This is a genomic window from Bacillus sp. EE-W1 (genome assembly GCF_009760835.1).
GTDB lineage: Bacteria > Bacillota > Bacilli > Bacillales > Bacillaceae_G > Bacillus_A > Bacillus_A wiedmannii.
Window position 1 is genome coordinate 537,370 of record NZ_WIPE01000074.1, and the last position, 12,065, is coordinate 549,434.

Annotated in this window: 9 protein-coding genes; all 9 read right to left on the reverse strand. The window is 36.5% G+C overall.

Annotated features, from left to right (window positions below; genetic code table 11):
- Window positions 1-64: 64 nt before the first annotated feature.
- The 9 genes from GFJ36_RS22135 to sodA all read right to left on the reverse strand — a co-directional run bounded on the left by GFJ36_RS22135 (window position 65) and on the right by sodA (window position 11,807).
- The gene (locus GFJ36_RS22135; RefSeq protein WP_087985250.1) at window positions 65-2,419 is read right to left on the reverse strand and encodes a sugar phosphate nucleotidyltransferase; all 2,355 of its coding nucleotides are present in this window, start codon (window positions 2,417-2,419) and stop codon (window positions 65-67) included.
- Between the two features lie 385 nt (window positions 2,420-2,804).
- Window positions 2,805-3,461 (reverse strand): phosphate signaling complex protein PhoU, encoded by a 657-nt coding sequence (gene phoU, locus GFJ36_RS22140; protein WP_033657724.1) that lies wholly within the window; start codon window positions 3,459-3,461, stop codon window positions 2,805-2,807.
- A 165-nt stretch (window positions 3,462-3,626) separates the two neighbouring features.
- Complete coding sequence (pstB, locus tag GFJ36_RS22145; RefSeq protein WP_000226689.1) at window positions 3,627-4,442, reverse strand: phosphate ABC transporter ATP-binding protein; 816 nt, start codon at window positions 4,440-4,442, stop codon at window positions 3,627-3,629.
- Between the two features lie 28 nt (window positions 4,443-4,470).
- Window positions 4,471-5,337 carry a phosphate ABC transporter permease PstA gene (gene pstA / locus GFJ36_RS22150; RefSeq protein ID WP_001242549.1) on the reverse strand — a complete coding sequence of 289 codons (867 nt, stop codon included), beginning with the start codon at window positions 5,335-5,337 and terminating at the stop codon, window positions 4,471-4,473.
- Window position 5,338: 1 nt separating this feature from the next.
- A complete protein-coding gene (gene pstC / locus GFJ36_RS22155; RefSeq protein ID WP_097889609.1) occupies window positions 5,339-6,289 on the reverse strand; it encodes a phosphate ABC transporter permease subunit PstC in 951 nt (316 codons plus the stop codon).
- 27 nt (window positions 6,290-6,316) lie between these two features.
- Window positions 6,317-7,234, reverse strand: a complete 918-nt coding sequence (gene phoX, locus GFJ36_RS22160; RefSeq protein WP_097889608.1) for a phosphate ABC transporter substrate-binding protein PhoX — start codon at window positions 7,232-7,234, stop codon at window positions 6,317-6,319.
- Window positions 7,235-7,565: 331 nt separating this feature from the next.
- Window positions 7,566-9,692 carry a peptidoglycan D,D-transpeptidase FtsI family protein gene (locus GFJ36_RS22165; RefSeq protein ID WP_097889607.1) on the reverse strand — a complete coding sequence of 709 codons (2,127 nt, stop codon included), beginning with the start codon at window positions 9,690-9,692 and terminating at the stop codon, window positions 7,566-7,568.
- Window positions 9,693-9,801: 109 nt separating this feature from the next.
- A complete protein-coding gene (locus GFJ36_RS22170) occupies window positions 9,802-11,079 on the reverse strand; it encodes an MFS transporter (RefSeq protein ID WP_088064421.1) in 1,278 nt (425 codons plus the stop codon).
- Between the two features lie 116 nt (window positions 11,080-11,195).
- The gene (gene sodA / locus GFJ36_RS22175; RefSeq protein WP_001052034.1) at window positions 11,196-11,807 is read right to left on the reverse strand and encodes a superoxide dismutase [Mn]; all 612 of its coding nucleotides are present in this window, start codon (window positions 11,805-11,807) and stop codon (window positions 11,196-11,198) included.
- Window positions 11,808-12,065: the final 258 nt, after the last annotated feature.

Here is a 12,065-nt window from a genome sequence, read left to right on the forward strand (position 1 = left end):
ATTCCCTCCAGTACTAATAACTTAAATCAGACTATACTATAATACCACTTTTAAAATAAAAATTCTACACCTTTTGATATTGTCTAATTTTTTCTATAAGATTTTTCATGTTTTCCCTTGCTATTACTGGGTTTCTGGCATGCGAATACACTAAAAATTTCGGTTGTTTTGTGTCAGAAACGATATAAGACCACTCTTTTTCGGTATATTTGAACTGTACTCCTTCAAATATACCTTCTTCCTTTCTTTCCATATCAGCCAATAATTTCCTCATTACTTTTCCTTTTTCATTCCATGAACATACAACTTCATCACAAAGTAGATAGAGCGGCGGTGATTGCTCTACTATGCTGAGAAATGTTTTCCCCTGCAATGCTATTAACTCGAATAATTTTCCAATTCGATATAAAATATCTCGCTTCCATCTCGCTTGAAACGACTTTTTTTCATCCTGCGTATAAAATAGAAGGTAACATTCTCCTAATTTCAAAGACATCGGGTAAATATTTCCTGCCGATTCAAGTAATAAATCTGGAATATCCACCTCTTCAAAATCTGTTCCTTGGTAAATATTACTATGATTATCATATAACTCGAAATAATTTCCTTGCTCTGAAAACATAAGTGCCATATTTGCTTTACTTGATTTCATCAAAGCTTTCACATGATCCTTTTGTTCGCCCGCATAAATCCATGTAACTGTGCATCCGAGCCTTTGTAAAAAGAGCATCAATAAATGTTGTAACATATCATTCCTCTTATTAATAAGAAGATGAAACTTTTGTTTTTGTATTTTCTCAATATCAACGCGCTCTAATACAGCCTCTATATAATCATGTAAAGAAACATGGACTAGCTTATTCCGTCCCATTTCTTTCTCACATACGTAATAAAACGACTCAGACATATATACTTGTTCTATCGCTTTTTGCTGCTTATACGTTAATTGTACCCCATCCTTACCATATAACTTTATAACAACCTCTTTTTCATTTTCTACTTGAATGAAAACCCCACCAGCACATTGTAAATCTTGAATGCTATACTGAAAAAGCGATTCGTTCATTTCTTTGCATTCCATCGTATGAACCCCGATACCATGAATCGCATGAAGAAAGAGATTTTTATAAGAAGTCGTTTCTATATGTTCTTGACTCCCAATTAATATACTTTCTCCTTTGGCAAAAAGAGATCCATACGCCATCGCAACCTTCACAATAAATTGAGGAGTGATTTCAACATTACCTCTTCCTACAATGCGGCTTTTTTGCAACCATCCTGCACTCTTTTCACTTTCTTGAACACCAGCCGATCCTACTACTGAATAGCTGTCAATTGCCTTATATGGCCATAGTTTTCCCTTTTGCTTAATTACCGTGCTTTTCCCTATATGACAATGATCCGCTACAATGCTTTTTTGAAACAGTGTAACGTCATCTTCCACCATTGTATGCTCTCCTATGGTCGTTTCTAATAGCTCGCAATACTGACCAATGTGCGCATTTGCAAAAACAATACTTTTTTGAAGATGAGAATAACTTGAAACAACACTATTTTTCCCGATAATAGAGTATGGCTCAATTACAGCTCCAACACCAATCTTTGCTCCTTCTCCAATAAAAGAAGGACCGTGAATTTTCGTTCCTTTTCCAATCGTCACACCTTCCCCCATCCATACCATCGGCAATACTTCCGTGTAAGGAATAGGTACTTGCAATTTTTTCGTTAACAAATCAAATTGTGCTTGTCGATATTGATCAAATGTACCGATATCTAACCAATAACCTTCTGACAAATATGCAAATAACGCGTTCTTATTTGCCAAGAGCGGAAACACATCTTGACTGAAATCAAAAAACTCTCGGGGCGGTATGTAAGAAAAAATTTCTGGCTCCATAATATATATACCTGTATTCACAATATTAGAGACTACTTCATTCCAGCTCGGTTTTTCTATATATCGTGTAACCTCTTGTTCTTTGTTCATTACAACTAAACCGAATGAGAGTGGGTTTTCTACTTCCTTTACAAACATAGTTACCATTCTTTTCTTTTGTTCATGAAACGTAATTCCTTCTGATAATTGAAAATCAGTTAACGCATCCCCGCTTATCACAACAAACGTTTCATCTAAAAATGTTTCCGCTTGTTTAATACTCCCTGCGGTTCCAAGCGGGGGAGAATCTTCAAAGTAGTACAAGTTAACTCCCCATTTGCTACCGTCTCCAAAATATTGCTTAATGGCCGTACTCATATACTGAACAGTAATTGCAATTTCACGAATCCCATGCTGACGTAATAATTCAATATTGTATTCCAAAACTGGCTTTTCTAATAACGGTAACATCGGCTTTGGAGTATTACATGTTAATGGTCTAAGGCGTCGTCCTTTTCCTCCAGCTAAAATAACCCCCTTCATATACTTCAGCCTCCACTTATATAATGATCAGTAACTTCATATACGATATGTATATTATCTCCCCCGCATTAACTAGCAGTATAAAATGAAACTTTAATTAGTAGGGATTTTGTGCATCTCCCACTGATTATTAGCCTTGACCACTCGACTCGGGCTTTTACAGGCAGTAAAACTCCCTATATACATGTACCTTTTCAACACCACAAAAAGAAAGCGCTTACCATTAACTTAGTAAAATATCCCTTAATAGGTGAACAACATATATGTCCTATTTTTTCCATTATATTATGATACATCTTATCATCATAAACTAAAGGAAACAACGAGCTTTTTTTGTCATGTTTTGACTAAAAAAAGCAGGTGATGTTTCACCTGCCTTTTTTCTTTATTCATTTAATAAGTAATGCTTTCCTTTTACTAAATAAAAAACATTTTCAGCAATATTTGTAATATGATCTGCTACACGCTCGATATATCTCGCCACAAAGGATAATTGTGTAATTTGTGTAATTGCTTCTGGTTGTTCTGGAACTGAAGATATAAATTCACGAATCGCTTTCCCATATATTTCATCAACTGAATCATCCATTTCGGCAATTTGTTTCGCAAAAGTTAAATTTTCTTGCTCATATGCTTCTAGCGCTAACTGTAGCATCTTATTTGCAATTGCAAACATTTCATCAAGATTGTGCAAACTAACAACCACCTCTTTTTCCCCAAGACGAATTGTTGATTTCGCAATATTAACAGCATGATCTGCAATACGCTCTAAATCTGTCGCTGTTTTAATTGAAATGAAAATCCTTCTTAAATCACTTGCTACAGGTTGCTGCTTCGTAATAAGCATAAGCGCAAGATCATTTATTTCCTCTTCTAAATTATCCATACGATAATCACCATCTATTACCTCTAACGCTTTCTCTACATCCCTTTTATGAAGACCTTCCATAGCAAGCAATAAAGCTTCCCTCGCTAGCTCTCCAAGCTCAATCACCTTTTGCTGTAACATTTTTAAATCACATTGAAACTGTTCTCTTACCATTGTTTCTTCCCCCTCAATATTATGTGCCATTATATATAGATCTCCTACCTAGCCTACTTGTAATAAGCCTTAAGATAGGAGAAGTATTACTTCTCTAATTAAATGAGGTAAAAATAAGAAATACCCTCTGTTAAGAGGGTATTTGCTCTTAGCCTTGCAACGATATCAACCGAATCGGCCTGTAATATAATCTTCTGTACGCTTATCTGAAGGTGTCGTAAATAATTTATTTGTATCTGTATACTCCACAACTTCTCCACTTAAGAAGAAAGCAGTTTTATCTGAAATACGTGCCGCTTGTTGCATGTTATGCGTTACGATCACAATACTAAAGTCTTTCTTTAACTCTTGAATTAATTCTTCTACTTTTAATGTTGAAATTGGATCTAGTGCCGATGTTGGCTCATCCATTAAAATAACGTCTGGTTCAATTGCTAAACAACGTGCGATACATAGACGCTGTTGCTGTCCACCAGATAAACCGTATGCATTATCATGCAAACGATCTTTTAACTCATCCCAAATCGCTGCTCCACGTAAACTTTTTTCAACAATTTCATCCAATGTTTTTTTATCACGAATACCATGAATTTTCGGGCCATATGCTACATTTTCATAAATAGATTTCGGAAATGGGTTTGGCTTTTGGAACACCATTCCCACATGAGTTCTTAATTCTTCAACTGGGTATGATTTTTCAAATATATTGCGCTCTCTATATTCAATTACACCTGTAGTTCGCACGATTGGTACTAACTCTACCATACGATTTAATGTTTTTAAGTACGTTGATTTACCACAACCACTTGGCCCGATAATTGCTGTAACTTCATTCTCATGAATGCTTAAGTTAATATCTTTTAAAGCATGGTCTTCTCCGTACCATAAATTTAAGTTTTTCGTATCAAATACTACTTTCTTTGGTGCAGTCTCGATTTTCTCCTCGTTTTTCACCTGTACATTTACTACTGTTGCTACCATTTGAATTCCCCTTTCATCCATTTCCAACTTATTTTCGATTTCGTAACCATAAGACAAATATATTGATAAAGAGTAATAAACCTAACAAAACAATCATCCCAGCAGCTGCTACATACTGAAATTCTTCTTGCGGTCTACTCATCCAATTAAAAATTTGAATTGGTAAAACTGTAAATCTATCAAACATACTAAATGGAACATAATTTGCAAATGCAAGTGCCCCGATAACTAATAGCGGTGCCGCTTCTCCAATCGCTCTTGATATCGCTAACGTACAACCCGTTATAATTCCTGGGAAAGCAGATGGCAATACAATTTGATACATCGTTTGCCACTTCGTAGCACCTAATCCGTAAGAGGCTTCTAATAATGAACTTGGTACAGATCGTATCGCTTCTTGACTCGCTACAACAACTGTCGGTAAAACGAGTAAACTCATCGTCAGTGCCGCCGCAATAATACTCTCTCCTAAATGAAGAGCATATACAAAAATAGTTAAGCCGAGTAATCCAAATACAACGGAAGGTACTCCTGCTAACGTTTGATTATTAATTTCTATTACCTTTTTAAATATAGATTCCTTCGCATATTGCTCCAAATAAAGAGCAGTTCCAACTCCAAATATAAAGGAGACTGGTATAACAATACTCATAAATAATATTGTTCCTGACAAAGCTGCGGCAATCCCAGCTTCTTTCGGATTACGCGAAGCGAAGTTTGTAAAGAAATCTAACGAAAGGTAACTTATACCTTTTTCAAAAATTTGAAAAAGCAAAATAAGCAGTATTACTATTGAAAACAAAATTGCTATATAAAATAACAACTTGTAAACTCGGTCTTTTAAAAAACGTGATGCCATATTTTCTTGTATTTTTTTATGATTCAACATTCGCATATTATGTCACCCTCCTAAAGCGGCGCATAATAGAGTGTGAAATGATGTTCATTATAAGAGTAAACAAGAATAACGTTGCGCCTACAGCATACATGCTGTAATACGTAATTGTTCCATGCGGAGCATCACCTAAGCTCACTTGCACAATATAGGCTGTTAGCGTTTGAATAGAGTGTGTCGGATCGAGCGATACATTCGGCGTGGATCCCGCTGCAATTACAACTATCATCGTTTCGCCAATTGCTCTGGAAGCAGCTAATAGGATTGCTGCCATAATCCCTGTAAAAGCCGAAGGAAACACGACTTGTTTTACCATCTCAAACCGAGTTGCTCCAAGTGCTAACGAAGCTTCTTTCGTTCCTTTCGCTACAGCTCTCATCGCGTCTTCAGATAGAGATGCAATTGTAGGTATCATCATAAAGCCAATAACAATACCTGGACTAATCGCATTAAAAAACTGTAAATCTGGTATAATCCGTTGTAAAAGTGGTGTGACAACTGTTAATGCAAAAAAACCATATACAATTGTCGGGATACCTGCTAATAGTTCTAACATCGGTTTTAATACTTTCCTTGCACTGCTTGAAGCATATTCGCTTAAAAATACGGCACACGCTAAACCGATAGGAATTGCTACGAACATGGCAATTGCTGTTACAAGGAACGTTCCACATATAAGTGGTAATATACCGAATTTAGGATTTTCAAAAAAAGGTAACCATTCTTTTCCCGTCAAAAAGGGGTGTAATGGTATTTTTTGAAAAAACATCATTGTTTCATTTGCCAATGTAAAAATAATTCCAAGTGTCGTTACAATAGACACGCTAGCAATTATTTTTAGTAATAACGGAACTATTCGATTGATTCGCTGCGTTTTTTTTCTTTGTTTTGTATTTCTTTCAATCAAATTTTGTACAGAAAATGTAATTTGACTTTTGTCATTATGAGCCAAAGATGAAAACCCCTTTCCACCCTGACATTACCTTTTTATTTCTGTTAACATCCGCAGCTGTTCATTATATTTTTCTTTTGGTAATTTTACATATCCAATCTCTTCAGCGAGATTACCAACATGCTGAATCATAAACTCAATATAATTTGCTACATTCATTTTATTTCGGATAGATGCATCATTCACATAAGCAAATAGTGGCCTAGATAATGGCTTATACTTACCTGATTGAATGGTATCTTTCGTCGGAAGTACACCATTCACTTTTATTGCTCTCACCTTATCTCGATTGGCCATATAATACGCATATCCTACAAAAGCAATGGCATTTTTATCATTCATTACCCCTTGCATAATAACTTGATCATCTTCAGACAAAGAGACTTTTTTTACAATGCGACTATTTTGTAAGATGACATTTTGAAAATAATCATACGTACCAGAGTCTACACCTGGCGCATAAAACTTCACCTGTTCACGTGGCCATGAAGAATGAATTTGTGACCATCGCTTTTCGTTTCCATCTTCACTCCATAATAGACGTAACTCGTCTACCTTCATATTGTTTACCCAAGTATTTTGGCGACTCACAACGATCGTAAGACCATCGTAAGCGACTTCAAACGGTGTAAACTGAATAGAGTTTTTCTTCATTTCATTTTCTTCCACTTGTTTCATTGCTCTCGAAGCATTATTTATATCTACTTCTCCTTTACTGAAACGATTAAATCCTCCTCCTGTTCCAGAAACACTGATAGAAATTTTCACGTTTGGATGCGCCTTTGTATATTCCTCCGCTACTGCTTCTATAATAGGGAAAACTGTTGAGGATCCATCAACTCTCACTTCTCCCATTTCATTCACAGCAAATACAGTAGACGTGCCAACATAAAGAAAACATGTCGACAGCATGAAAACTTTAATTGATGCACTTATCCATTTCACGTGTTCTTCCTCCTAGAAGTAACCGGAAATAACAGGATTACAGATATAAGAATACTGCTAAACTATTAATTCGGTTTTAATTGTTTGTAAAAGTTTTGTAAAGTTCCACAAGAATCAACATAAGGGGAAACTTGAATCCGTAGCCACCGTTCATCTTCACTGATGATTGGTCTATAAAACCGTTCTCCTTCAGAGGAGATACATACATATCATTTGTGAGATTCCTCAATTTTCCGATATGATATGCTTGTCCATTTTATTAAAACGTATGCATGAACCATAAAAAAAAGCACACTATCTTTTCAGATAGTGTGCTTTTTTTACAACTTTTTTATTCGTCATCTTGATCTTGATTTTTCTTTTTCTTATCTATTTCCTCTTTTGAAGCTTCGCCATTTTCTATTTTTTTCAAATCAAAGTACGCGTCCATAATATCACGACTAATATATCCGTTAATACCTGATTTATCATCCACCCAAGGTACAACAACAGAAAATGCTACTTCAGGGTCTTCAAGTGGCGCATAACCTACTAACGTTAAGTTATATGTTTCTTTACGCTCACCGTTTGCCTTTCTACCTATCTCTTTATCTCCGCCATACACAGTTTGAGCTGTACCTGTTTTACCAGCAGCTTTATATGGTGCACCTGTAAAGTATTTCGTAGCTGTACCACCAGAATCGTTAAATACTTGTCTAAATCCTTCTTGAACACGTTTAATTTGTGATTCAGGCATATCAATACGATTTAGTACTTTCGGTTCCATTGAATGAACCACTTTTCCAACTTCGTCTGGTTTCACTGCCGGTTGACGAATTTCTTTCACAACTTGCGGCTGCATACGGTAACCACCATTTGCAATTGTTGAAACATATTGCGCTAATTGAAGTGGTGTATACGTATCATACTGTCCAATTGATAAATCTAATAAGAAACCTGGCTGAATTCCTTTACCTGTTTGGCCCGCTGATTCATTCGGTAAATCAATACCTGTTTTCACACCAAGTCCAAACTGTCCGAAATAATAACGCATCGTATCAAATGCTTTTTGTGGTATATCTAACGTACCACCTCTCACATATTGAACACCTGCGAGATTCATCGCCGTTTTAAACATATAAACGTTAGAAGACATTTTTAATGCTGTCAAATCATTAATAGATCCCATCGTCTTCCAAGAAGATTTTTTCGGCGTTCCTTTCAATACGATTGGTTCATCAAGTTGGTAGGAACCTGGTTGAATGGCATTTGTTTGATATCCTGTAAGTACCGTCGCACCTTTTACAGTTGATCCCATCGGATAAGAGCTTGTCATCGTTCCTAATGCGAAATCTTGCACTTTCGTTTCGCCATTCTCTTCCACTAACTGTTTCCCTGCCATAGATAAAACTTCACCATTTTTCGGATTCATCATTACAACGAATGCACGATCTAAAAGAGGTTGTCCCCCTTTATATCTCAATAAATTTTTAGTGATAATTTCTTCTACACGCTTTTGTAATTCCATATCAATTGTTAAATTCAGATTGTTACCACTTTGCCCTTTTGATACATTAATCGTTTCTAAAATATTACCGTTTTTATCTGTAATATTTCTCACTTCCGCTTTATTACCATGCAAACTATCTTCATATTGCTGCTCAAGATAACTTTTCCCTACGCGGTCATTTCGATTATAATCACGAACAAGATAGTAATCTAGTCTTTCTCTCGGTAAACCTTCATCAGACGTTGACACCCCGCCAAGTACACTTCGGAATAAATCATCATAAATATACTTTCGATCCCAATCAACATTTGTATCTACACCCGGTAATGTTGCTAGATTTTCACTAATAATCGCGTATTCTTTTTCTGTAGCATCCTTTTTAATGACTTGTGGCGTCATCGCATATCCGCCGTCCATTTTGCTTTTAATCGCTAGCACTTCTAAATCTTTTGCGGATAATTGATTCACTTCTTCTTCTGTCACGCGATTTCGTTGACGCTCATCTACTTCTTTATCGTCAATTTTTTTATCTTTTAACTCTTGACGATCTTTATTCGTAATTTTTTCTTTAGCTTCCTCTTTGTGCGTAGCAAGCCAATAGTCTTTTTTATCGCGATCTGTTAATTTATCTGTCGGGACTTCAATCAAATCTGCTAACTTTTCCGCTGTTTCTAAGCGAGCCTCTGCAGTTGACCCTTTCATTTTTGTAAATGTAATCGTACGTACAGCTGCATTATCTACTACAGCTCGCCCATAACGGTCAAATATTTTCCCACGTGGTACAGGATTACTTATCGTCGAGTTCTCTTTCCTCTCCACTTCATTCTTATATTCCTCACCGCGAACAATTTGTACATATCCAAGCCTTACAATAACCGCGGAGAACATTAAAAACACGCAGAAAAACAGCACGTTTAACCGAAAAGGAACGTGAGTCTTTTTCTTTTGTTGTTTCTGCTTCTTGCTCATACAAACCCCCTCTACCAACAGCTATGTAATGTGAAAGGGACACCTTCATACAGGTGTCCTCACTGCTGTCTTACATCTTTTTCTATTCTAGCATAAAACAACCGAGAAGTTAACCTTCTGGTTCTGTTTGATTCTGCGCAGTCCCTTGCCTTACAACACTTGTTTTACTTGCATTTCCCTCATCATATTTGACATTTTTAACTGCAAAATAAATAAGGAAATGTCCTGCACCTAAAATACATAATAAATAAGGTAAACTTTTTTCAGGCGGAAAGAATAATACAGCACATAAAAAACTTAAAATCGAACAAATTCTTCCTGCATTTAACCATAATTCCCGGACAACTACATACTCTACACGCCACTCTCTCGCATTTTTCGCTCTGCCAATTACATCATATGTCATGGACCCGTACGGAACGAGCAAAATAGGGTATGCAACCGCAATACACGCTGCATAAATAAGTAATTTTGCGTATGTAACGTCGAATATAACTAAAAATACGACAGCATATAAAATAATGCCTCCAAGCAAAATTGCCTTTTTCCGCCACTCTTTCTTTAACATACGAGTGACTAAGTAGTAACATACAAATGATACAGCAGAATTTACTAAGCTATATTTTCCTAAGGCGAGTTCGCTATCCGTCGCTAAATACACGTACACGGAAATCACAAAAATAAACGTTCCCTCTCTCAACCCTTGGAAAAAATGAGCACGTGTAATTCTTCCCCAATTTTTATCAATCTGCCGCTCTTTCAATACTTGTACAATTTCATACCGTCCTTCACATTCTCTCTTAGATACAAAAAAGCTTAAAATAACAGCAATTGCAAATAACACTAACGAAAGAAAGAATATGACCGTATAGCCACTCCATTTTTCCATACGTGAAATTGTGTATCCAGCTGCTATCGGTCCAATCATGCCAGAGAAGGATGTAAGAAGTCCAAGAAACCCATTAAAGAAATCTCTTGTTTCTGGTTCTGTAATCTCAAATGTTAATAAGTTAAACGCGAGCCAGTAAAAACCATATCCGACTCCTAAAAGAGCCCCCATTAATAAAATATAGTGAGAAGCGCTTTTTCCCGCTACTAAAACAACGATAAAAAAAATAGCTAACGTGCCTACGCCTATTCGTAACAAGATTGAGCGATCAATACGCTTCGCTAATTTCCCACCTATAAGAAATGTGAGAGGCTGTAATACAACGCTGGCCAAATTATACAAGCCAAGATTCACATAATTTTGTGTTTGTTTCCATAAATAAATGTTAACAAACGTATTCGATAAAGAAATTGCGAGCGTGTATAAACCTCCAATAAGGAGCAACAACACTAAATCCCGATTCACTTCAACATCACCAATTATATGTTTCCACTTCATACACAACTCTCCTTTACTTCATGTTCTAGTCTTCCAAAGACAAGCCCAATTATGTAAAAGGAAAGCATAGAAAAAAGCTAGGAGCATTCTCCTAGCTTTTTCTATCGTTATTACAATTATTTTGCTTCTTGGTAACGTTTTTCAGCAGCGTTCCAATCTACAACGTTCCAGAATGCACCGATGTAGTCAGGACGACGGTTTTGGTAATTTAGGTAGTAAGCATGTTCCCAAACATCTAAACCTACAACTGGAGTTTTACCTTCAGTTAGAGGAGAATCTTGGTTTGGCGTGCTTGTTACTTCTAGCTCACCATTGTTTACTACTAACCAAGCCCAACCAGAACCGAAACGAGTTGCGCCAGCTTTTGCGAATTCTTCTTTGAATGCATCGAAGCTACCGAATTTCGCTTCAATTGCAGTTGCAAGTTCGCCTACTGGTTGGCCGCCGCCGTTTGGAGATAAGATTGTCCAGAAGAATGTATGGTTAGCATGTCCGCCACCATTGTTACGTACTGCTGTACGGATTGCTTCTGGTACTTCGTTTAAGTTTGCAACTAATTCTTCTACGCTTTTGTCAGCTAATTCTGCATGACCTTCTAAAGCAGCGTTTAAGTTTGTAATGTAAGTGTTATGATGTTTTGTATGATGGATGTTCATTGTTTCTTTGTCAAAGTGAGGCTCTAAAGCATCATACGCATAAGGTAAATTTGGTAATTCGTGTTTTGCCATTGTTATATTCCTCCCAGTTTATGTATTGCCACTTAAGTGACATACAACTTCATTCTACCCTAATTGCCATAGGGTGCAAACAAATAAATCACATTGTCTTGCTATCATTAACGTAGCAAAAATCCCACTTCTTTTCAATTAAAATGCTCATATATTCCGTAAAAAAAGCTCCCTTCTACAAGGAAGCTTCCCACTGACATAATAAACATGCGAAATGGATATGGACCCTGTAGGACTCGAACCTACGACCGGACGGTT

Excerpts from the sequence above, each read along its gene's own strand:
- GFJ36_RS22165 (WP_097889607.1), bottom strand. The coding sequence starts at position 9,692 with ATGAGCAAGAAGCAGAAACAACAAAAGAAAAAGACTCACGTTCCTTTT.
- pstA (WP_001242549.1), bottom strand. The coding sequence starts at position 5,337 with ATGCGAATGTTGAATCATAAAAAAATACAAGAAAATATGGCATCACGT.
- GFJ36_RS22170 (WP_088064421.1), bottom strand. The coding sequence starts at position 11,079 with ATGAAGTGGAAACATATAATTGGTGATGTTGAAGTGAATCGGGATTTA.
- pstB (WP_000226689.1), bottom strand. The coding sequence starts at position 4,442 with ATGGTAGCAACAGTAGTAAATGTACAGGTGAAAAACGAGGAGAAAATC.
- GFJ36_RS22135 (WP_087985250.1), bottom strand. The coding sequence starts at position 2,419 with ATGAAGGGGGTTATTTTAGCTGGAGGAAAAGGACGACGCCTTAGACCA.
- phoU (WP_033657724.1), bottom strand. The coding sequence starts at position 3,461 with ATGGTAAGAGAACAGTTTCAATGTGATTTAAAAATGTTACAGCAAAAG.
- sodA (WP_001052034.1), bottom strand. The coding sequence starts at position 11,807 with ATGGCAAAACACGAATTACCAAATTTACCTTATGCGTATGATGCTTTA.